We start from the raw sequence: 20,109 nt of genomic DNA, 5'->3' as shown, positions 1-20,109 counted from the left end.
TGACCGGCGCGGTGAACCCGAAGGACGCAAGCTTGCCCAAGACGCCCCTGCGAAAACGCTTCAGCGCCGCCACGCGCCTGTTCCGCGAAACCTGGGGAACCGACATTTCCTCGGCCAGGGCGCGCCGGCGCGCCTGGTGGGACTTTCAGTTGATGGATCATGCCTTCCTGCGCCGCTGGTGGAGCAATTCCGCCGAAATCGCCCCCGGCGTCTGGCGGTCGAACCAACCTTCGCCGCAGCGGATCGCCCGGTATGCGAGGGCGGGGATCCGCAGTGTCCTGAACCTTCGCGGCCCGGGGCGCCACAGCCACTATCTGTTCGAAAAGGAGGCCTGCGAGGCGGCGGGCATCACGCTTGTGGACCGGCGTCTCTATGCGGCCGAGCTTCCCAGCCGGGACGAGCTTCTTGCCCTTTTTCAGGCTTTCGACGCGATCGAGAAACCGTTCGTGATGCATTGCAAATCGGGTGCCGACCGCTCGGGCTTCGGGGCCGCGCTCTACCTGATCGACACCGGCACCCCGGTCAGCGAGGCGCGCCGGCAGTTGCATTGGAAGCACCTGCATTTCAAGCGCGATGCGACCGGAATTCTGGACTTCTTCCTGGAATCCTACGCCGCGGCACAGGCACAATCCGGAACAAGCCTGCGCGACTGGATCGCGCGGGACTATGACCCTGAAGCCCTGACCCGGGCCTACCGCGCCGGGAGGACCGCACGATGAGCACCGCGCCCTCCGCCACCGAAGGCAGGATGCTGGGCTGGGTCTGGCGCAACTACCTCAAGCGACGGATGCCGTTTCTGGTCGTGGCGCTGCTGCTGATGACGGTTGAAGGCTCGATGCTCGGGGCGCTGTCGTACCTCATGCAGCCGATGTTCGACGACGTGTTCATCGCCGGTGACAGCGCGGCTGTCTACTGGGTTGCGATTGCGATTTCGGGCGTCTTCATCCTGCGCGCCTCGGCGGCCTTCTGCCACCGGGTGCTGATGTCATGGCTGGGCGAACGCGTCACGGCCGAGGTGCAGTCGGACCTCCTGCGCCATCTGATGACGCTGGACCAGTCGTTCTTTCAGGTCCATTCACCGGGCAACCTGATCGAGCGTGTGCGCGGCGACAGTGGTGCGATCCGCCAGATCTATTCCGGCGTCATCGCCGCCTTCGGACGTGATTTCGTGGCGCTTGTATCGCTTCTGGCGGTGACGCTTTACATCGACTGGCGCTGGACGCTTGTGGCCGCGATCGGCACGCCGCTTCTGATCATCCCGATCGTTGCCCTGCAACGGCTGGTGCGCCGCACAAGCCGCGCGGCACGCGCCGCCGCAGCCCAGAACTCGACCCGGCTGGACGAAATCTTTCACGGCATCACCACGATCCAGCTGACCGGTTCCGAGGACCGCGAGGCCGGGCGGTTCGGTCGTTCCGTCAATCAGTTTGTCCGGGCGCAGCTTCGGGCAGAGGCGGGTTCGGCCGGCATTCCGGCACTGATCGACCTGGTGGCGGCAATCGGCTTTGCCGGCGTCCTGACCTATGGCGGCATGCAGATCATCGGCGGCGAAAAGACGGTGGGCGAATTCATGGCCTTCTTCACCGCGATGGCGCTGGTCTTCGACCCGCTGCGCCGCCTGGGGGGCGTCAGCGCCGCGCTGCAGGCCGCGATGGCCAGCGTGGAGCGGATGTATGGCATCCTGCAGACCCCGCCCGCCATCACCAGCCCGCAGCCCCCGCGCGCGCCACTTCCGCTTCGCAGCGAAACCCGGATCGAGATCGACAATGTCACCTTCGCCTATGGGGTTGATCCGGTGCTGCGCGACACCCGCTTTATCGCCGAAGCCGGGCAAACCACGGCGCTTGTGGGACCTTCCGGCGCAGGCAAGACAACCATATTCACGCTGCTGACGCGGCTTGCCGATCCGCAGGCGGGCGCTGTCCGCATCGGCGGCCACGATATCCGCGACATGGATCTCAAGGGGCTGCGCGGGCTGTTTTCAGTCGTTTCGCAGGATGCGGCCCTGTTCGATGAAACCATCCGCGACAACATCCTTCTGGGGCGCAGCGACATTTCGCAGGCACGGCTGGAGGCAGTGCTTGAAGCCGCGCATGTATCGGAGTTCCTCTCGCACATGCCGCAGGGCCTTGATACGCCGGCCGGTCCGCGCGGTTCGGGCCTGTCGGGGGGGCAGCGGCAGCGTGTCGCCATCGCCCGCGCCCTGCTGCGCGACGCGCCGATCCTGCTGCTGGACGAAGCCACCTCGGCCCTGGATGCCCAATCCGAGGCGCTGGTTCAGTCGGCGCTTGACCGGCTGAGCGCTGGACGCACCACGCTTGTGATCGCGCACAGGCTTGCAACGGTGCGGGACGCGCACAAGATCGTGGTAATGGAGCGCGGTCAGGTGGTCCAGCAGGGCACCCACGCCGGCCTTCTGGCCGAGGGAGGGCTTTACGCCGACCTGCACCGTCTTCAGTTCAAGACCGAGGTCTGACCCACCCAAAAGAAAGGCACCGCGATGACAGGGGAACATGCCGACAACCGCCGCCTGCTCGAGGTCAAGGGGCCCGACCGGCGGGATTTTCTTCAGAACCTGGTGACGAACGATGTTGACCGCCTTGCACAGGGGCTGGTCTATGCGGCGCTGCTCAGCCCGCAGGGCAAGTATCTTGCCGATTTCTTCCTTGTTCCGGCCGAAGACAGCATCCTGATCGACGTGCATGCGGATCTGGCAGAACCGCTGTTGCGCAGGCTTGCGATGTACAAGCTGCGCGCCAACGTCACGATCACCCCAGGCGATCTTGCCGTTTCGCGGGGACGCGGGCCGGTGCCGGCGGGGGCATTTGCAGATCCGCGTCACGCCGAACTTGGCTGGCGCCTTTATGGCGCTGCGGGGGCATCGGCACCGGGCATCGACTGGGACACCCTCCGGGTGGCACATCTTGTGCCGGAAAGCGGGATCGAGCTGATCCCCGACGAGAGCTACATCCTTGAATGCGGTTTCGAGCGGCTGAACGGGGTGGATTTCCGCAAGGGCTGCTATGTCGGCCAAGAGGTCACCGCGCGCATGAAGCACAAGACCGAACTGCGCAAGGGCCTGGCGTTGGTGGCCCTTGAGAGCCCGGTGCCGGTTGGGACCGAGATCCTGGCCGAGGGCAAGCCGGCAGGGCGGGTGTTCACCCAGGCAGAGGGGCGCGGCATTGCCTATCTCCGCCATGATCGGGTGGGCCCGCAGATGTTCGCCGCCGGGGTGGCGGTCACGCCGGTCTGATAGGCTTTGCACTGCCCCGATGAGTGCGGGGGCTGCCGCCGCGCCCGCGCGACCCCCGCCGACAGTGTCTTGCATGCGGGCAGAGACGACGCGACCCGATGCCTTGCCTCCGTAGCCGCCTTGGCGACACCGGTAAAGTCGCGGCAACCGCACCGTCGCAAGGCATGGAACGCAGGACCCGCCAGGCGGGATCACGCCTTGGCAGGCCCTGGCAACTCAGGCGCGTTCGGAATATTCGCCAAGCTCGGTGTTGATGATGATGTCCTCATCCGTGCCGATGAAGGGCGGCACCATGATCCGGACGCCGTTGTCCAGAACAGCAGGCTTGTAGCTGTTGGCCGCCGTCTGCCCCTTCACGACCGGCTCGGTCTCGACCACCTTGCAGGTGACCTTCTGCGGCAGACGCACAGAGAGCGCCTCCTCACCGTAATACTCGACCGCGACCATCATCCCGTCCTGCAGGAACGGGCGCCGGTCGCCCAGAAGATCGGCCGGAAGCTCGATCTGTTCATAGGTTTCGCTGTCCATGAACACCAGCATCCCGTCCGTTTCGTAAAGGAACTGCTGATCCTTCGTCTCCAGTCGTACCTGTTCGACCTTGTCCTCCGAACGAAACCGTTCGTTCAGCTTGCGACCGTCGCGCAGGTTCTTCAGCTCGACCTGGGCAAAGGCACCGCCCTTGCCAGGCTTCACATGATTGACCTTGACCGCCGCCCAGAGGCCGCCGTCATGTTCGAGCACATTGCCCGGACGAATTTCGTTTCCGTTGATCTTCGGCATGCGGAAGCCTTGCAAAGGTTGATTGGAGGTTAGCCGTCCCTATATCTTTGCGGGCTACACCTGGCAAGCCGACTAGATACGGTAGATGCTGCGGGTAAGGCATGCGCTCAGTGCATGGCCGGTATGCGCGCAGGATGATATCGAATCGAGACCCGAAGGCCTAGACACACCAGACGCCAGAAAACGCAAGAGCAAGAATAAAAGGACGACATCATGGTCGATTTCGTTGACGGCACCGCATTCAACTATGAACAAGGCCAGAGGTCGCGCAAACTGTTCGCGGCAGTCGTGCTGGCTGCGTTGGATGACGCAATTGCCGATGACAAGAAATATGGAAACGGACCCGAGCAGATTGCCCGCTGGGCCCGGTCGCGCGACGGGCGCGAAGTTCTGTCCTGCGCTGGCATTGATCCGAACGAGCGGGTCGTGAAGGGTCTGATGGAATTCGTGTCGAAGGGAATCCGCACCTCGGTCGCGCTGTCGCGCGAGGAAAGCGAACGCCGTCACGCAATGGAAGAGGCAGCCGCAGCCTGACACGCCTGTGTCTGCTGTGGCCTGCACATGGAAAACGCGCCCTCCGGGGGCGCGTTTCCTTTTGAGGCAGTTGGGCCGGTGCTGTCAGGAGCCTGCCTGAATATCCAGTCGGACCAGGGTCTGATTGAGAAGAATGTAGGCAATTTCCCCGAACGTGACCGGGCCGGTAAAATCTCCGGTTGGGCGTCCCTCCAGATCGCCGTGGATATAGTTCAGGATGCAGTTGCAGGAAAACTGCGCAGCGCCTCGGCCGCCGGCATTCCGCGCAAAGGCTGCGGCATAGTCCGGCACCGGGCAGGCCAGACGGTATTCGACCCCCGGCACCACCGGCGCATAGAAGGACACCTCGCCGGTGCGGTGATCGATGTCGCGGATCGAGACATTCACGTGCGCGCCGGCGTAATTTGCGATCAGAGGCAGCCGCGTATCGGCTCCGCTTTCGACAAGGAAGGTGCCGAAACTCACCTCGGCCCCCTCCACGATCGCCCGACTGGCAGCGAAGCCGCCCACGGGGAAGCTGAAGGTCACGGCGTCGTCCGGCTCGAAGATGTTGACGATATCCAGTTCGGCCCGTTCCCCCGGCCAAAGCTCGAGATGAAGAAGCAGGGCGCCGTCCTCGTTCACCGCGCCGGTGGCTCCGTTCACCACCTTTGGCCTGCGTGACCCGAGTTCATCAAGGTGAACCCCCGTCACCCAACCCAGGAGCGGCTGATCGAACAGCCCGGGATAGCCGGGGCCGTTCACCGCGAAACGCGCATGCGCCGTGGAGAAGGCCGGCACAAGGATAAGTGTTGCCCCGCCGTCGATGTAACCCGCAGGAATCTCGGGCAGGGACAGGGTTGGAAGATAGCGCACCTCGGCGCGCCGTGCCTGAAGCGTGGTACAGAACAGCTTGTCGCGCAGCACCGCGCCGCCATCGGATGCCACGAAATAGACGGTGGTGCCACCGATCCAGCGCCCTTTCGGCAGTTGCAGCAGCAGCTGTTCGTCTCCGGCGATGCACATGATATCGCCACGCCCAATCCGTTCGGCCGCTTCGACAACGTCCAGTAGTTCGTTCTTCACGCTTTGTCTCCATGCGCCAGACTGGCCTCAAGATCCGCCTTTGCGTCGGGGTTCCGGTTCAGGTAATCCTTCAGTTCGTCAATCCTGCTGGACAAGAGCCCGGGGTTCGCGCGCACCTCGACCCGCATGCGACTGACCAGGATCCTGGTTGCAAGCCTGGCCTTCGGAAGTCGCAGACATCATTCAGAAGCCTTGCAAGGCGGTGTTCCGGCTCTGCAGTCACGGCTACTCTCCTCATTATGGAAGGAGCATCTGCCAGTTCGGCGCGCAGTCGCTGCGACGCCGTTTCCCTTGGCATATGATACTGTCCCTGTCCCCAAATCAGACTGCTAACGCCAAGGGCGCCGCCACAACAGAACCCCGTTGGTATGGTGGCAATCCCTTTTGGGGCTGCATTACGGGCGTCTTCGTCCCCATGCGGGATCTGGATACGCAGGCGCCCGGGCGGGATTACGGCATCTCTGCCTGCAGAGGGCCGGCGATAGTGCGTTACGAGCCTTTAAGCTCGCCGGAGCATGTGGGCCCGCCCGCGCCGCTACTCCGGGGTGCGGGGGGTATCGCGCACGGGAACTGATGCGGCCGCCAGCCCCAGCCGCCCGGCGAGATCATTCAGAACCACCTGCCCGTAATCGGCGTTCGCATGAAGAATGTCATCCTGCGCCTGCTTCAGACGGAGGTTGGTCAGCCTTGGCGCCCCCATCGTGAACTTTTCGCGCGTGAGCACCCATTTGAACACGGTTTCCTGAGGCTGGGGCAGATATAGGCCGCCAAGCTCCTCGACCACGGTCGCGGCAACCTCATTGTAGAGGCGGGCAAAGCGGGTCGCATCACCCTGGCGGATCTGGCGGCGGAAGGTCGCGAGCTTGGGGGAGTCGATATGCTTGGCCGCCGGGAAGGGCTGGGTCAGCACGTAGATCGGCTTGTCGGCCTGAAAAACCGCCCGCAGCTGCGCCAGCAGCCGCGCACCATTTGCCGCGCGCAGGCTGTCGGCAAGCGCTGCCCGCAGCACCTTTTCGCTGATCACCGGTCGCGCCAGGTCATTGGTGCGCCATCCGAAGATCTGATTGTCGCGCAGGATCGCAACCGACTTGAAGGGGCTGATCTCGCTGCCGACAACGGCAAGGAAATCATAGCCGGAGAGGTCAATCTCGTGGTGAAGACCGAGCTTTTCCAGCATGTCGCGAAAGTCGGGATCCTCGGCGCGGATCACCGGACCATCCAACCGATGGCCCTGCACGCCAACCCCGCTGCGCACGAAGAAATCCAGGCTCAGCCCGGGCCAAGCGCCCTCGTGTTCCCGCCAGGCCTTCAGAAGCGCGGCGCTGTGCGAATTGCCGAAGATACAGCCTTTCATGACGTTGCGGCATCCAGAAGAAGCTCATCGCAGAACGCGTCCATTTCGTCTTCGCCGGCGGGAATGTCGATGCGGGCGCATCCCGGGTGCGCGGCAAAGAACATATCCATGATCATCCGCACGATCTCGGGCCGGACGCTGCGCCTGTCGTCGCAGAAGGTATCCCGCAGGATCGGATGCGTCGTGGCCAGTTCGTACGAGGGGAAATAGTCGCAGCCGGAGTCACTGTCTACCACCTCGGCCACAGCCGCCCGCAACACCGATTTCGACCGCGTCGTCGCGGCAAGCACGTGGCCCCCCGTCGCCGTCGCGACGAGCGGAACCGGAGACACGGTGAAAAGGAAACGCAGCCCCGGATTGATCTGTCGCGCGGCGGCCATGAAGGCTTCAAGGTCGGCGATCACCTCGGCGGTCCGCAGGTTGCGGAAGCGATGCAGCTCCGGGTCAAAGACACCCGGAACCACGCTGGGACAGACTGGAAACACTGTCCCGGTTTCGGCATGCGCCCAGCACTCGGTCAGCCCGAGGGTAAAGAAGAAGACCGTTGCCTTTTCAATCATCTGTCGCACGCGATCCAGATGCGACACGCGGATACCGACCAATTCGTCCGCCGAAGCGAAGCCGCCCGGCTCGATCTGCGGGCGAAGCCCGTCGAACCAGGCGCCTCGGCTTTCCCAGACCGCTTCGGGGCGGATGCGGGTTGCCAGCACATCCTCGACCAGTTGCAGCAACTGCCGGGGGGTATAAATGTTGCCGTAGCGCGCCGAATAGATGCCAAAGCCGAAAGACTGCGCCGTGGCATGTGACATTCCTGGGGGGGGTGGCTCCAGATCAAGAAAATCGACCGTTGCGTGGCGCAGCTCCTGGCCGATCCGCTGAGCAAAGCAGCTTCCCGCCGTGGCGATCGCATCCTGCGCCCCGATCTGGAATCGGGGCTGATACAGATCGTTCAGCCGGAAGTCATCGCTGCGCAGGCAGCGTTTCCAGTAAGAACTTGCAGGAAGATTGGAATAGGGCATGGCGGGCTTTCACGCTGTCTTGCAACGATGCCTTTGGCCCGGGGCGATGTCAACCTGAGCTCAGAACAGCGGCGACAGATCGCCCGGATCGGGCAGGAACAGATCCGCAAGAAAGATGCTTTGCCCCTCCCCGATGCTCAGGAGCAACCCCTGCTCTGTCTGTTCGGCCTGAAGCGTCGCGACCCGCAGCGCGTCAGAAAACAGGAGACGGTCCACACCCAGCGTGAAATCACCGATGCGGTCATGGCCATCCCCCGTGGCAAAGACGAAGACATCCGCCCCCGCACCGCCGAACAGAGTATCGTTGCCTGGCCCTCCTTCCAGCCGGTCGTCGCCGGTTCCGCCAAACAACAGATCATCCCCCAGCCCGCCGAACAGCCGATCATCATCGGCGCCGCCATAGAGCGTGTCATTGCCTGCGGCGCCAAACAGGCTGTCGGCCCCCGACCCACCATAGAGCAGATCATCGCCATCGCCCCCGCCGATCATATCGCTGCCGGCGCCACCATCGATCGTGTCATTTCCAGCGTCGCCCAGCAGCAGGTCGTTTCCATCGCCACCAAACAACAGGTCGTGCCCGTCACCACCATAGAGCGTGTCGTGCCCAGCGGCGCCGTAGAGGGAATCGTTGCCGGACCCGCCATAAAGCAGGTCATCCCCGTCGCCCCCGCCAAGCAGATCATGGCCTGGCCCCCCATAGAGGCTGTCATTGCCCGCGTCGCCCAGAAGCACGTCGTTTCCGTCACCGCCGTAAAGCTGATCGTGACCCGTGCCCCCAGAGAGATGATCGTCGCCGTCCGCACCGTAAAGCTGATCATCGCCGGCGCCGCCGTACAGCAGGTCGTTGCCGGCGCCGCCGCCGATCACATCATTGCCGTCGCCGCCGTAAATCGTGTCGTTGCCGTCTTCGCCCAGCAGCAGATCGGCGCCATCTCCCCCGAACAGCAGGTCATGGCCCGCCCCGCCGTGAAGCGTGTCGGCGCCCGCCGCACCATAGAGAGAGTCATTGCCCGCCCCCCCGTACAGCAGGTCATTGCCCGCGCCGCCACCCAGAAGATCATCACCCGGCCCGCCGTCCAGAAGGTCGTCGCCGTCCTCGCCCAGAAGCACGTCATTGCCCGCGCCGCCATACAGCCGGTCCTTGCCCAGACCGCCGTAAAGCGTGTCGTCGCCATCGGCGCCATAAAGATCATCGTTGCCGGCGCCGCCCCAGAGTGCGTCGTTGCCGGCGCCCCCGCCAAGGGTGTCGTTGCCGTTGCCGCCATACAGGCTGTCATCCCCATCGTCGCCAAGGATCAGGTCGTGGCCATCGCCGCCATGGATGGTGTCCTGGCCGTCGCCTCCGGCCAGATGATTGTCACCGGCGTTTCCCTCGATCAGGTTACCCAGCGCGTTGCCCTCGACACGCAGGTTTCCGGCACCCGTGAGGCGGATGTTCTCCACATTCGGGGCGTTGCGCCACATCTGGTAACTGACCGAGGTGATGATCTGGTCGTGACTCGCCCCTGCGACTTCGAAGATGATCGTCGAGGAGTTCCGCACGTAATAGCTGTCATTGCCCAGCCCGCCCATGAGGATCGTCGGCGAGGTTTCTGCAGCCCGGCTGACCGTTCGGCCTGCGGCATCAAGCCAGTCATGCAGCTGGTCATCGCCCGGCGTCCCGATCGTGACCGGGTTCGAGGGCGTTTCCAGGAAGGGCACGCCCCCGCTGACCAGCGCCTGCGCAAGGACATCGGCAAGAATGCCGGCGATTCCCGGGGCATAATGCAGCGCGTCCTTGAACATTGACGTGCTGCCCACCCCGGCCCATTGCGCGATCAGATCGGGGCGCAACAAGGCGATATCGGGGCGGCTGGCCGCCAACGCCTCTTGCTGCGCGATAATCGTTCTCCAGGCATCCCGTTCGGCCATGGCCGGGGCATTTTCGGACAGGCCAAGGAGGATGTGCTTGGTATCGTCGGGCCAGACTGCCCGGCCGGGAAAGGCGCCCCTGACCTGCGATTCGATGGCGGAAAACAGATCTGCGGCGCGCCGGGCATATTCGGCACTGCGCGCCACGGCAAGCGTATCCGCCTCGCCCTGGACCCAGGCAATGCCGCCGAAAGTCATCTGGGGATTGTCCGTCAGGGCGGCGATGATTGCGCCGGCAAGTTCCTGTGGCAATTCGCGCGCCGAGAACCAGTCCTCGGCCGCGCGCCCGAAGGTCAGCGGTGCGCCCGGTGCCGCGACCGTGAGAACGATGCAGTCGGGATGGCTTGCCCGAAGCGCGGCGGCCGTTGCGCTGGACAAGAGGTTGGCATTGCTTTGCCCAGCGATGACGAAGATCTTCGACATTGGCGCGCTCCCGAGAAGCTTCCGATTTTCCTATCCCCGGGTTTCGGAACGGTAAAGGCGCACACCCTTTAAGCCTCAGTTTTAGTTAGATTTTTTACATTTCGTATGGTCTCCACCTCAAGGGATGCCCTCGAACAGCGAAAGGTTGGGACGGGCCCCCCGAAGGGCGGTCAGGGGCAAGGGGAGTTGAACATCCCCCGCTCCCGGGCCAGTGTGACGGCCTGTTCTGGGGGGATCATGAAAACCGGTCTGTTCTTCTTGCTGCTCGGCTATGTGCTGAGCCAGTTCTACCGCGCGTTCCTGGCCGTGCTTGCGCCGGCGCTTCTGACGGATCTGGGCGTTGGGGCCGATGACCTTGCCCGCGCCTCGGGCTACTGGTTCCTGGCCTTTGCCCTCATGCAGATACCTGTGGGCTGGGCGCTCGACCGCATGGGCCCGCGCCTGACGGCCTCGGTGCTGCTGGCGATCGGTGGGGGCGGCGGAGCGCTTTTATTCGCGCTTGCCCAATCAGCACTGGCCATCGACATCGCGATGGTGCTGATCGGCATCGGCTGCGCGCCGGTGCTCATGGCTTCCTATTATATCTTTGCGCGTGCCTATCCCCCGGCCGTCTTCGGCATGCTGGCGGGGATCATCGTCGGAGTCGGATCGCTCGGGAACATCGCCAGCGCCCTGCCCCTTGCCTGGTCAGCCGACTTTTTCGGCTGGCGCGAAACCGTGTTCGCGCTTGCCGCGATCACCTTTGCCGTTGCGATCGCCGCCGGGCGCTTCGTGCCGGACCTGCCGGCAGTTACCGCCGAAGGGGCGCCGCGGGGCTCGCTTCTGGATCTGCTGCGCATGCCGGCGTTGTGGTTCATCCTGCCGATGCTGCTGGTCGCCTACGCGCCTTCCGCGGGGATCAGGGGGCTCTGGATCGGGCCCTATTTCGCCGATGTGCATGGTGCGGGCGGCGCGGGCGTCGGGCAGGCGACGCTGGTGATGGGCTTCGCCATGGTCGCGGGCAGCATCCTCTACGGGCCACTGGACCGGTTGTTCCGCAGCCGCAAATGGGTGGTTTTCGGCGGCAATGCCCTCGGCCTCGTCTGTCTGGTGGCGCTGGCGCTCTGGCCCCAGGCCGGGTTCTGGAACGCGGCGCTGCTGCTGGCTGCGGTCGGGTTCTTTGGCGCCTCGTTCCCGACAATCATGGCCCATGGCCGAAGCTTCGTGCCGCCGCATCTGACGGGGCGCGGGGTCACACTGCTTAACCTGTTCAGCATCGGGGGCGTCGGCCTGTTGCAGATGCTGAGCGGGCGCATCCACGCCACCGCGCTCGCCAGCGGCGCAGGCCCGGCCGAGGCCTACCAGATGCTGTTCTGGTTCTTTGCGGCGGCGCAGATTGTCGGGCTTGCGGTCTATCTCTTCAGCAAGGACAGGCTGGACTAGTGAAAGACCCTTTCACTCGGGGGGGGGCTGCGGTATTGGGCGCTGTCATGTGACGTCATGCCAAGGAGGGTCCGATGGGCTACAGGGTCGTCGTCGTCGGCGCCACGGGTAACGTGGGCCGCGAAATGCTGAACATTCTGGCCGAGCGCCAGTTCCCGGTGGATGAGATCGCCGCGCTGGCCTCGCGCCGGTCGCTGGGCACCGAGGTGAGCTTTGGCGACAAGACCCTCAAGACCAAGGACCTGGAGCAGTTCGACTTCACCGGCTGGGACATCGCGCTTTTCGCGATCGGCTCGGACGCGACGAAGATCCACGCGCCCAAGGCGGCCCAGGCCGGCTGCGTGGTGATCGACAATTCATCGCTTTACCGCTACGATCCCGAGGTGCCGCTGGTCGTGCCCGAGGTGAACCCCGAGGCGGTCGAGCAGTACCGCAACAAGATGATCATCGCCAACCCGAACTGTTCGACGGCGCAGATGGTCGTGGCGCTCAAGCCGTTGCATGACCGGGCGCGGATCAAGCGGGTGGTCGTTTCGACTTACCAGTCGGTGTCGGGCGCCGGCAAGGAGGGGATGGACGAGTTGTGGAACCAGACCAAGGGCATGTATGTCCCCGGTCAGGAAGTGGCCCCGTCCAAGTTCACCAAGCAGATCGCCTTCAACGTGATTCCGCATATCGACGTCTTCATGGAGGACGGCACCACCAAGGAAGAATGGAAGATGGTGGCCGAGACCAAGAAGATCCTCGACCCCTCGATCAAGGTAACGGCAACCTGCGTGCGCGTGCCGGTCTTTGTCGGCCATTCCGAGGCTCTGAACATCGAGTTCGAGGAGTTCCTGGATGAGGACGAGGCCCGCGACATCCTGCGCGAGGCCCCCGGCATCATGGTGATCGACAAGCGCGAGAACGGCGGCTACGTCACGCCGATCGAATGTGTGGGCGACTATGCGACCTTCATCAGCCGCATCCGCACGGACAGCACCATCGAGAACGGGCTGAACATGTGGTGCGTCTCGGACAACCTGCGCAAGGGCGCGGCCCTGAACGCGGTGCAGATTGCGGAAACGCTTGGAAACCGCTGCCTGAAGAAGGGCTGACCAGATCACGACCCGAAAGCCCGGCACCCGCCGGGCTTTTGCCTTTCAGCCCCTTCATTGGCGGCTGCGGAATTCAGATCTTGTGCTGGCCCGTCCTGCGGAATCGCTGGCGCCCAGGGCGGCGTGAAGAATAATCAACTCCCAGATGCACCAGTTGCCGGGTTGCAGCGGCAGGGGCGCGCGGCGTGGCCTTTCGGGGCACCGCGCGCGACAGCCGCGCTCCGTGTCAGAACCGCTCTGCCCGCATCACCTCGCAATCGCTCACGCTGACCACGCCGATATGGCGCTCCACCACCGCGAAGGCGGCCTCGAGCAATGGCTCCACCCGCTCGGGGCGGATCAGGCAGACCACCGCCACCATGCCGCCGGCGCGGCTCACCTGGCCCTCGCGGCTCCAGTGGCCAGACCGGCCCGTCCCGCCGCTGACCGGAAGCACGGTAAAGCCCGTGACGCCCGCCTCGGCCAATGCGTCGGTCAGCCGGCGCTCCATCACCGCCTCGATGATGATCTCTACCCGTTTCGCCTTGTGGGTCTGCATGTCAGCCTCCGGTCAGGGTTGACGCAAGCGCAAGATAAAGCGGGATGCCAAGCGTCAGGTTGAAGGGGAAGGTCACGCCAAGCGCCAGCGTCAGATAAACCGCAGGATTGGCTTCGGGCAACGCCACCCGCATTGCCGCAGGCACTGCAATATACGAGGCCGAGGCGGACATCGTCATCAGAAGCATCACGCCCCCCGGCGACAGCCCCAGCACAAGGCCGGCGCCAAGCGCAAGCAGCGCCCCCAACACCGGCATCACCACCCCGAACCCGAGCGCGCCCAGCGAAAGAACCCCGCGGCTGTTGCGCAGCCCGCGCCCTGCCACCAGCCCCATGTCCAGCAGGAACAGGCACAACACGCCCTTGAAGGGGGCGACGATGAACGCCTGAATTTCGGACATGCCGGCCGGGCCGGTGATCCAGCCGATCACGAAGGCGCCGATCAGCAGCACGATCGAAGCATTGAGCAGGATTTCGCGCCACAGCTCGCCATCCATCCGGGCGCCCTTGCCGCTGCGCGACACAAGCCAGAGCGCCGAGAGGATTGCCGGTGCCTCCATTGCCGCGGCAACGGCCACCATGTAGCCCTCGAAGGCGATGCCCTGCCCGGTCAGGACAGAGCTTGCCGCAACGAAGGTGACGATCGAGATCGAGCCATAATGCGCCGCGACCGCCGCGGCATCGACCACCGACAGCCCGGTCATGACCCGCAAGAGAGCGAAGGCCCCGAAAGGGATCGCCGCCGAAAGCACGACACCCACCAGCATCGTCGCGATCAGGCCGCCGTCAACGCCATGCTCGGCAACGCTGACGCCACCCTTGAAACCGATCGAGAACAGCAGATAGATCGACATTGCCTTGGCCGCTGCCTCGGGCACCGAGAGATCGGAACGGGCAAGCGCGGCTGCAAGGCCAAGGGCGAAGGACAGGATGATCGGTGAAAGCAGGTTCTGGCCTGCCAGTGTGAATATACCTTCCAAGGTGCCATCCCTCTGAATTTTGCCGCAGATAGGGGAGCGCAGCACAAAAGAAAAGATCAGATGGGAAGGAAATCGTCGCTTTCCGGATCGTACTGCTCCAGCCCCCCGCTGCCGATATCGTTCCAGAGCCCGTGCAACGTCAGGCTTTCCTCCTCGACCGCCGCGCGCACGAAGGGGAAGGTCAGCAGATTCTCGAGCGAGATGATCACCGCCTGCTGCTCAAGCGCCCGCAGGCGCTGTTCGGTGCCTTCGCAGCCCGCCGTCCGCTCGTATCCCGGGCGCAGCAATTCCATCCAGCGGCCGATGAAGCTGGTTTCTTCTTCCAGCTCGGGCGCATGGCCCGAACACATGTCGAAGCAGCCCCGCACACCGCCGCAGCCCGAATGGCCCAGAACCACCAGATGCGCGACCTTGAGCGAGGTGACCGCATATTCCACCGCCGCCGACGTGCCGTGATAATCGCCATCGGGCCGGTAAGGCGGCACGAGGTTGGCGATGTTTCGGTGAATGAAGAACTCGCCCTGATCGGCCCCGAAGATCGACGTCACATGCACCCGGCTGTCGCAGCAGGAAATGACCATCGCCCGCGGATGCTGGCCGTCTTCGGCCAGGCGGCGATACCAGGATTTGTTCTCGGCAAAGGTCGTGGCCTTCCAGCCGTGATAGCGTTGGACGAGATAAGCGGGCAGGGGGCGCACCAGTTTCATCTTGTCTCCGTCGTCGTGCTGCAGCCCCTGATTAGAAGGCAATTGACCGAAGTTCGAGCGATTTCTGCGGGGCATCTCAACCTTTTGTTGACTGCTTGTCCGCAGTTTGGCCGGACGCGGGGGCGTGATAAGGGGTGATACGTGGAACTTGTGCATGTCACACGGGCTGATGAAGGCATCGGCCTTGATGGGGCGCGACTTGCGGCACTCTGGCAAGATCTGGGACCGGAAATGGCCCGAAAGGTGCTGGACCGCGCCCGCACGGAAATCTCGGCGCGACTGTCGGAGATCGCGCAGGCCGAGGCCAGCGCGGACATGACTTCCGTGCTGCGCGCGGCCCGCCGTCTGGGGCGGGTGGCCGAGCATGTCGGAATGTCGCGGATCGCGCGTGTCTCGGGCGATGTCGCCCAATGCGCGGTGCAGCGCGATCCGGTGGCGCTGAGCGCGACAGCGGCCCGCCTCTTCCGCCTGTGCGAGCGCGCCCTGGGCCGAGACGGAGCCCAGGGGTATCCCGGCTGGGTACCGCTGCTCTGAGCTGGCGTCGTCGGCGCTCGGCCGCGCCTTCCGCGCGGATAAGCCTTGACTGTTCTTCGCCCGAAACTTAATGAAAGCAGGCCTGAGGCGAGTGGGCAGGTAGGTTATGCAGCGGATTGCAAATCCGTGTAGACCGGTTCGATTCCGGTACTCGCCTCCACAAAATTGCATAGCGCATAGTTTTCCTTCGGATTTGTGGCCGTAGTCTCTAGATCCGCTTTCCTGAATTCATCAGGATGATTGTTTCTTACGGTACGCGATGGCTTGCAACCGCGTCCGGTTGATCGCGCTGAAGCGCATTCACTTTGGCCAACAGCATCCGCAGTTGGTACATCACGCTCAGGCACCGCCAGATCGTCACCAGACCGATAGCGGCGGATCAGATCCTCCGTCCATTTCCCGAACGTGGTCGGATCGAGGGTGCCGGAGGCCAGCTCGCTGGTTCCAGTCAGCCGAATCAACCGCTCTGCTCCGCCAAACTTCTGAGCGTAAGGATGAAGTCGGTACCGATCTCATCACGATCCGTCATGCTGCCTCCTCCGGCTTAGGCGCACAGAGCCCCCCACCACAGGAGGCAGGTGATCAGCATCTTTCCTGATCCGCACCGGATGAGCGTCGCCATGATCAGATGGAAGAGCGCCGGAGCTTGCCTCACGCCGCCGGGGCAAGTTCGGCAGGCGTATTATGGGCACATGGCGACGATATCGCACAGCTGTGCCGGCGCGATGCCCGGCCGTTACCGCGACCTTCGCCGATCTCGTGCAGTCGCTGGGGCAGGAAAGACCAGGCTGAAGGGTTCGCCTCTTCGATGCGGGGCAGCGTGATCAGCCGGTTGCCGAGGGGCCTGGAGCACCGGCTTGGGCCGCCCGTCGCGGAGCACGGGTGGCGCGGGTTGCCTTTCCGCCTCGTCGAGGGCACGGACACCCGGGCCATTCGGTCAGCACGGCGGACGGCGCTCTACCCGAGAGCCGGGTCATCCTGATCCGCGCCCGCCCCGCCCAGGTCTCGATGTCGTCGAAGTGTCGCATCGCGGTGAGGCGAGCGCCAACAATCTCGTGCGTCGGATGGTGAAGAAACGACAGATGCGGTGCTCGGAACCACGAAACAAGCTGCTCACTCCGGGGGGGGCGACCTGATAAGGGACAAGCCTGTAAACCGCCTTACGCACCAGCTTTCGGAACAACCACGACAGCCCATCTCGAACTGCCTGTGACACCTGTTTGGGCGGGCGGCGTGCGACACCGCGCCCTGAGATGCTCGCCCCGACCGTTGGCATGACGAGGGTTGAGGGTGCGGGTGGTCCTGAGATCCTTAGCGAGCCTTGTGCATATTCCATCGCCCTGAGGGATCGGTTGGTCTGCCTGTCCGCGGCGTAGAGAAAGGTTCGGAACGCCGGGCATACCCTGTGATCGAGATAACATCGAAAGCGGGAATGATGGCACAGGGGACAGCCGGGCCGCTCCGGCCACCGGGCCTGTATCAGGGCGCCTGCCACGGTTGCCGCAAGATCGCGGGTAAACTCCCCGGTCAGGCTGAAGAACATCTACCTTGCTTTCGGGATGTAAGTGGTATAATGAGTATAACACATGCAAGGGAGGGTTTGCGCGTGACGGAGGGATCAGATGCACCGACCTGCATTGAAGCATTCCCCCTTCACGCTGTTGTTCAAGAAGGGGCGCTGCGCAGGATCTGTTTTGCGGAACGGGAGGTGCTGCGGCTGATCGACTACCCCATCCGCGACGCCAACTGGGGAACCGTCCCAACGAGCACCGTTCGACAGGATCTCTCTGCTGACGGGGCGCGGTTTTCTCGGCGCTTTCACACCCAGGACGGGGCGATCGAAGGGTGTTTTTCGGCCGAGATCGTGCCGGATGACGCGGGTGTGCGCCTGGTGGCCGAGCTGTTGCTGCAGGTGCAGCGCGACTGTGTCGTGAACCGGGCGGGACTCGTCGTGCTGCACCCGCTCGACGGGGTGGTGGGTGAAGGGCTCACCATTCGTCATGCGAGCGGCGAATTAACCGAGACCAGCTTTCCGCGTCTCATCTCGGCCCGCCAGCCGGTTCTGGACATTGTGGGCCTGACGCACCGGGTCGATGACGTCGTCATGTCGATCGCCTTTGAGGGCGAGATCTTCGAGATGGAGGACCAGCGCAACTGGACCGACGCCTCGTTCAAAACCTATTGCCGTCCGCTTGCCCTGCCACGACCCTACAGTCTGACAAGAGGCCAGGAGGTGCGGCAGAAAATTACTGCAATCTTGGCAGGCGGAGCACGGGCAACCACATCCCCCGCATCATCCACCTGTGGCAGGCAGGCGCGCGCGTCGGTCCAGGAGGCGGCTGTCATGCCCGATATACTTCTGGCGCATGAGACAGCGATAAGCGGGCCGCCGCATCCACAGGTGCCGACACTGGCTGCCCAGGGGATCCTGCTGCGGGCCGATGCGACCATGTTAGCGGTGGAACAGGCCCCGCCGGGGCCGGTCACGCTGGAACTTGTCATCGGGCAGGATCCCGTGGAGGATTTGCACGCCGCCGCGTGCGCGCTGCGGCAGGCGGGGCTGACCGCCACACGGGTCATCGCCCTGCCGCGCGGCTACCTGCAAAGCCATCAGCCGTCAGGACCATGGCCAGAAGGCCCCACGCCTGCCGAGATCGTGCCACTGGTCCGGCAGATCTTTCCGGATGCCGAGGTCGGCGGCGGAATGCTGACCTTCTTTCCCGAATTCAACCGGTGCCCGCCCCGGCCCGCGCTGGTGGATTTCACGACTTTCGGGACCTCGGCCATTGTTCACGCAGCCGACGACATGTCGGTTTCAGAAACACTCGAGGCGATCCCGCAGGTGATCGAAAGCGGCCGTGCGCTGTCGGGGGGCCGTCCGTTGCGGCTTGGGCTGATGTCGATCGGGATGCGGTCAAATCCCTACGGCGCCGCGGTGATCGCCAATCCGGAGGGCAGAAGGCTGCCGATGGCGATGGAGGATCCACGCCAGCGAACACCCTTCGCCGCCGCCTTTGCTGTCGCGCTTGGCGCCGCCTGCGCGCGGGGCGGGGTGGCGGCCTTTGCACCCGCGATGACGGCAGGACCGCTGGGCATGGCCGATCAGGCCGGACCCTGGCCGATCTGGCATGTGGTAGCAGCCCTCGCAGCCCTTTCAGGTGAAATGGTGCTGGTGGAAGGAGGGCCAGCCACAGGACTTGTGACATTGCGCGCAAGCGATCCCACGCAGAGCATGCGTCGCGGTGGCCTTCGGGGGCTCGCTGTGAACCTTGGACCCGGCGATGTGCAGCTGGAAGGCTTCGCCGTCAGGATCCCCGACCGCGGGGACTGGACCTGGATCGATGCGCCGGGCCCTGCCGGCCCCCTGACGCTGCCGCCCATGACCGCCGCCATCCTGACAGGAGAAAGAGCATGACCTACCGCGGCGTCCTCATCGGCTGTGGCTTCTTTGCCCAGAACCACATGCATGCCTGGCAATCGACCCCGGGCGCAGAGATCGTGGCGGTCTGCGACCGCGATCCGGCCCGGGCCGAGCAGTTCCGGCGCGATTTCGGCGTCGCCGAGAGCTTTTCCGATGCCGCCGTCATGATGGCCACCCTGCGTCCGGATTTTGCGGATATCGTCACCACCGTGGAGACACATCCCGAACTCGTCAAGTTGTGCCTGTCCCACGGCGCGCTGACGATCTGCCAGAAACCCTTCGCCGAAAGCTATGCTGCCGGGCTCGAGATGGTGAAGGCGGCCGAGGCGGCGGGACGTCAACTCCTGGTGCATGAAAACTTCCGCTGGCAAAAGCCGTTCCGGCACATTCGTGCGGCGGTCGAAACCGGCGAGATCGGGCGACCGCATTTCCTGCGCCTGTCGTTCAGACATGGCCATGACATCTACGCCAACCAGCCCTATCTAGCCCGGGTCGAGGAGCTCGCACTGATGGATGTAGGGCTCCATTTGTTCGATGTGGCGCGCTTCCTGATGGGCGATGTGGACAGCATCAGCTGCACCACACAGCGCCTGAACCAACGGGTGCGCGGTGAGGATGCCTTTGTCGCGTTGCTGCGTCACAAGGACGGTGCCGTCACCAGTGTCGAATGCAGCTTTGACAGCCGGTTCGGCGAAGAACGCTTCCCACAGACGCTTGCGCAGGTCGAGGGCGACGGCGGCAGTCTTGAGCTTTTGGCGGGATACCGGCTGCGCAGGCATGGTCCCGATGTGATCGCCGAAGAAGATGTGGAACCGCCGGTGCCCCTCTGGGGCACGCGACCCTGGCATCTGATCCAGGAGTCGGTCGCCGCATTCGAAGCGCATGTGGTCGAGGTGCTGGACGGGCGCGCGGTGCCACAGCCTTCGGGCGCGCATAACCTTGAAACCCTTGCTCTGACACGCGCGGCTTACCGTTCGGCCAGGCAGGGCGAAACGATCCACATGGCCCCGTTCATTGCCGCGGGCGCCGAACGATGAGCCGCGAAATGGGCGCCTGCCCTGGAAGGAGAGGA

Annotated in this window: 17 protein-coding genes and 1 tRNA gene; 10 read left to right on the top strand and 8 right to left on the bottom strand. The window is 64.2% G+C overall.

Features of this window, described 5'->3' with window-relative positions:
• Positions 1-32: 32 nt before the first annotated feature.
• The 3 genes from ACFQXB_RS01200 to ygfZ are packed head-to-tail and all read left to right on the top strand — an operon-like array spanning position 33 to position 3,253.
• Complete coding sequence (locus ACFQXB_RS01200) at positions 33-719, top strand: phosphatase domain-containing putative toxin (protein ID WP_377397865.1); 687 nt, start codon at positions 33-35, stop codon at positions 717-719.
• Complete coding sequence (locus ACFQXB_RS01195) at positions 716-2,476, top strand: ABC transporter ATP-binding protein (protein ID WP_377397862.1); 1,761 nt, start codon at positions 716-718, stop codon at positions 2,474-2,476. The genes ACFQXB_RS01200 and ACFQXB_RS01195 overlap by 4 nt, the downstream gene beginning before the upstream one ends.
• A gap of 24 nt (positions 2,477-2,500) precedes the next feature.
• Positions 2,501-3,253 (top strand): CAF17-like 4Fe-4S cluster assembly/insertion protein YgfZ, encoded by a 753-nt coding sequence (gene ygfZ / locus ACFQXB_RS01190; RefSeq protein WP_377397858.1) that lies wholly within the window; start codon positions 2,501-2,503, stop codon positions 3,251-3,253.
• A gap of 216 nt (positions 3,254-3,469) precedes the next feature.
• Here ygfZ and efp read toward each other — a convergent pair whose 3' ends face one another.
• Positions 3,470-4,033: an elongation factor P gene (efp, locus tag ACFQXB_RS01185; protein ID WP_377397855.1), complete on the bottom strand. Its 564-nt coding sequence runs from the start codon at positions 4,031-4,033 to the stop codon at positions 3,470-3,472.
• A 213-nt stretch (positions 4,034-4,246) separates the two neighbouring features.
• Between efp and ACFQXB_RS01180 the strand changes: the two genes are divergently transcribed.
• On the top strand, positions 4,247-4,567 hold the full coding sequence (locus ACFQXB_RS01180; protein ID WP_377397852.1) for a DUF6280 family protein: 321 nt from the start codon (positions 4,247-4,249) through the stop codon (positions 4,565-4,567).
• 84 nt (positions 4,568-4,651) lie between these two features.
• Here ACFQXB_RS01180 and ACFQXB_RS01175 read toward each other — a convergent pair whose 3' ends face one another.
• The 4 genes from ACFQXB_RS01175 to ACFQXB_RS01160 all read right to left on the bottom strand — a co-directional run bounded on the left by ACFQXB_RS01175 (position 4,652) and on the right by ACFQXB_RS01160 (position 10,339).
• On the bottom strand, positions 4,652-5,632 hold the full coding sequence (locus ACFQXB_RS01175; protein WP_377397850.1) for a DUF6976 family protein: 981 nt from the start codon (positions 5,630-5,632) through the stop codon (positions 4,652-4,654).
• A gap of 535 nt (positions 5,633-6,167) precedes the next feature.
• The gene (locus ACFQXB_RS01170; protein WP_377397847.1) at positions 6,168-6,986 is read right to left on the bottom strand and encodes a hypothetical protein; all 819 of its coding nucleotides are present in this window, start codon (positions 6,984-6,986) and stop codon (positions 6,168-6,170) included.
• Positions 6,983-8,005, bottom strand: a complete 1,023-nt coding sequence (locus tag ACFQXB_RS01165) for a GSCFA domain-containing protein (RefSeq protein ID WP_377397845.1) — start codon at positions 8,003-8,005, stop codon at positions 6,983-6,985. The genes ACFQXB_RS01170 and ACFQXB_RS01165 overlap by 4 nt, the downstream gene beginning before the upstream one ends.
• A 60-nt stretch (positions 8,006-8,065) precedes the next feature.
• Positions 8,066-10,339 (bottom strand): calcium-binding protein, encoded by a 2,274-nt coding sequence (locus ACFQXB_RS01160; protein WP_377397842.1) that lies wholly within the window; start codon positions 10,337-10,339, stop codon positions 8,066-8,068.
• Positions 10,340-10,576: 237 nt separating this feature from the next.
• Between ACFQXB_RS01160 and ACFQXB_RS01155 the strand changes: the two genes are divergently transcribed.
• Positions 10,577-11,761 (top strand): MFS transporter, encoded by a 1,185-nt coding sequence (locus tag ACFQXB_RS01155; RefSeq protein ID WP_377397839.1) that lies wholly within the window; start codon positions 10,577-10,579, stop codon positions 11,759-11,761.
• A 74-nt stretch (positions 11,762-11,835) separates the two neighbouring features.
• Positions 11,836-12,858: an aspartate-semialdehyde dehydrogenase gene (locus ACFQXB_RS01150; RefSeq protein WP_377397836.1), complete on the top strand. Its 1,023-nt coding sequence runs from the start codon at positions 11,836-11,838 to the stop codon at positions 12,856-12,858.
• Between the two features lie 226 nt (positions 12,859-13,084).
• On the opposite strand, the gene ACFQXB_RS01145 is transcribed toward ACFQXB_RS01150, so the two are convergent.
• From ACFQXB_RS01145 to ACFQXB_RS01135, 3 genes are read right to left on the bottom strand one after another with little or no spacing between them, the layout of a single operon-like run.
• On the bottom strand, positions 13,085-13,396 hold the full coding sequence (locus tag ACFQXB_RS01145) for a DUF3240 family protein (RefSeq protein WP_377397833.1): 312 nt from the start codon (positions 13,394-13,396) through the stop codon (positions 13,085-13,087).
• Between the two features lies 1 nt (position 13,397).
• Complete coding sequence (locus tag ACFQXB_RS01140) at positions 13,398-14,375, bottom strand: sodium-dependent bicarbonate transport family permease (RefSeq protein ID WP_377397830.1); 978 nt, start codon at positions 14,373-14,375, stop codon at positions 13,398-13,400.
• Positions 14,376-14,431: 56 nt separating this feature from the next.
• Entirely contained in the window at positions 14,432-15,082 is a 651-nt protein-coding gene (locus ACFQXB_RS01135; protein WP_377397827.1) for a carbonic anhydrase, read from the bottom strand.
• A gap of 141 nt (positions 15,083-15,223) precedes the next feature.
• Here ACFQXB_RS01135 and ACFQXB_RS01130 point away from each other — a divergent pair, with 141 nt between their 5' ends.
• From ACFQXB_RS01130 to ACFQXB_RS01115, 4 genes are all read left to right on the top strand, one after another.
• A complete protein-coding gene (locus ACFQXB_RS01130; protein WP_377397824.1) occupies positions 15,224-15,616 on the top strand; it encodes a hypothetical protein in 393 nt (130 codons plus the stop codon).
• An 86-nt stretch (positions 15,617-15,702) separates the two neighbouring features.
• A tRNA-Cys gene (locus ACFQXB_RS01125) sits at positions 15,703-15,776 on the top strand.
• A 1,548-nt stretch (positions 15,777-17,324) separates the two neighbouring features.
• Positions 17,325-19,031: a hypothetical protein gene (locus ACFQXB_RS01120; protein WP_377397821.1), complete on the top strand. Its 1,707-nt coding sequence runs from the start codon at positions 17,325-17,327 to the stop codon at positions 19,029-19,031.
• Positions 19,028-20,074: a Gfo/Idh/MocA family protein gene (locus ACFQXB_RS01115; protein WP_377397819.1), complete on the top strand. Its 1,047-nt coding sequence runs from the start codon at positions 19,028-19,030 to the stop codon at positions 20,072-20,074. The genes ACFQXB_RS01120 and ACFQXB_RS01115 overlap by 4 nt, the downstream gene beginning before the upstream one ends.
• Positions 20,075-20,109: the final 35 nt, after the last annotated feature.

It is taken from the genome of Halodurantibacterium daqingense (assembly GCF_042666235.1).
Classification (GTDB): domain Bacteria; phylum Pseudomonadota; class Alphaproteobacteria; order Rhodobacterales; family Rhodobacteraceae; genus Halodurantibacterium; species Halodurantibacterium daqingensis.
This window is presented reverse-complemented; position numbering and strand designations above follow the sequence as displayed.

Excerpts from the sequence above, each read along its gene's own strand:
- ACFQXB_RS01150 (WP_377397836.1), top strand. The coding sequence starts at position 11,836 with ATGGGCTACAGGGTCGTCGTCGTCGGCGCCACGGGTAACGTGGGCCGC.
- ACFQXB_RS01145 (WP_377397833.1), bottom strand. The coding sequence starts at position 13,396 with ATGCAGACCCACAAGGCGAAACGGGTAGAGATCATCATCGAGGCGGTG.
- ACFQXB_RS01135 (WP_377397827.1), bottom strand. The coding sequence starts at position 15,082 with ATGAAACTGGTGCGCCCCCTGCCCGCTTATCTCGTCCAACGCTATCAC.
- ACFQXB_RS01160 (WP_377397842.1), bottom strand. The coding sequence starts at position 10,339 with ATGTCGAAGATCTTCGTCATCGCTGGGCAAAGCAATGCCAACCTCTTG.
- ACFQXB_RS01170 (WP_377397847.1), bottom strand. The coding sequence starts at position 6,986 with ATGAAAGGCTGTATCTTCGGCAATTCGCACAGCGCCGCGCTTCTGAAG.
- ACFQXB_RS01165 (WP_377397845.1), bottom strand. The coding sequence starts at position 8,005 with ATGCCCTATTCCAATCTTCCTGCAAGTTCTTACTGGAAACGCTGCCTG.
- ACFQXB_RS01155 (WP_377397839.1), top strand. The coding sequence starts at position 10,577 with ATGAAAACCGGTCTGTTCTTCTTGCTGCTCGGCTATGTGCTGAGCCAG.
- efp (WP_377397855.1), bottom strand. The coding sequence starts at position 4,033 with ATGCCGAAGATCAACGGAAACGAAATTCGTCCGGGCAATGTGCTCGAA.
- ACFQXB_RS01195 (WP_377397862.1), top strand. The coding sequence starts at position 716 with ATGAGCACCGCGCCCTCCGCCACCGAAGGCAGGATGCTGGGCTGGGTC.
- ygfZ (WP_377397858.1), top strand. The coding sequence starts at position 2,501 with ATGACAGGGGAACATGCCGACAACCGCCGCCTGCTCGAGGTCAAGGGG.
- ACFQXB_RS01115 (WP_377397819.1), top strand. The coding sequence starts at position 19,028 with ATGACCTACCGCGGCGTCCTCATCGGCTGTGGCTTCTTTGCCCAGAAC.
- ACFQXB_RS01180 (WP_377397852.1), top strand. The coding sequence starts at position 4,247 with ATGGTCGATTTCGTTGACGGCACCGCATTCAACTATGAACAAGGCCAG.